Here is a 909-nt window from a genome sequence, read left to right as displayed (position 1 = left end):
GCGACAACGTCAGTTCCGATAAGGATATCGATGCCACCTTTCTTTAGGCGGTCTACTGTTTTCTCTCGGGCCGCTTGTGCTATATCGCCGTTTAGAGCCGCCGCCGAATAACCGCGAGCGTTAAGTTTTGACGCAAGCTCTTCGGTGGCAATTTTAGTACGTACGAAAATAATGACACCATCGTAGGTTTCCATCTCCAAAACGCGAGTCAAAGCTTCTAGCTTATCGATGCCGGAGGTCATCATATAACGCTGGTTGATGGTTTTTGCCGTCGCTGTTTTATCAGCGATTTTAATGATCTCTGGGTCTGTGAGGTGGTTCTGGGCTACTTTCTTAATCTCGCGAGGCATGGTCGCAGAGAATAGGGCGATTTGCCGATCCTCGGGTGTGTGTTCCAATACCCATTCAACATCATCAATAAAGCCCATGCGTAGCATTTCATCTGCTTCATCAAGTACTAAGGTTTTTAGGGTGTTGAGTTTCAGCGTCCCGCGTCGCATGTGATCCATGACGCGTCCCGGAGTGCCAACCACCACTTGTGCGCCGCGCTTGAGCTGGCGTAACTGGTTGCTATAGCTTTGGCCGCCGTAAATAGGAAGAACATGGAAGTTCTTCATGTGTTTCGCATAACTTTGACATGCTTCAGCAACCTGAATCGCTAGCTCGCGTGTAGGGGCTAACACCAATACTTGCGTTTCAGACTTGTTTGCGTCGATATTTGCAAGTAAAGGGAGGGCAAATGCTGCAGTCTTTCCGGTGCCGGTTTGAGCTTGACCCAAAATGTCTTTGCCGCTAAGAAGTGTGGGTATTGCTTGAGCTTGGATTGGAGAAGGGGTTTCGTATCCAAGTTCCTTTACGGCTTTTAAGATATTTTCGGGGAGACCAAGTTGCTCAAATTGAGGCGTGGAG

Annotated in this window: 1 protein-coding gene; it reads right to left on the bottom strand. The window is 48.6% G+C overall.

Translation table 11 applies throughout. The features are described from left to right. The coding region (locus A3756_RS20165) for a DEAD/DEAH box helicase (RefSeq protein WP_156490634.1) at positions 1-909 on the bottom strand (909 nt) is incomplete at both ends.

The organism is Oleiphilus sp. HI0086, assembly GCF_001635225.1.
The sequence above is the reverse complement of the archived record's forward strand: the minus strand, read 5'-3'. Positions and strand labels throughout refer to the sequence as shown.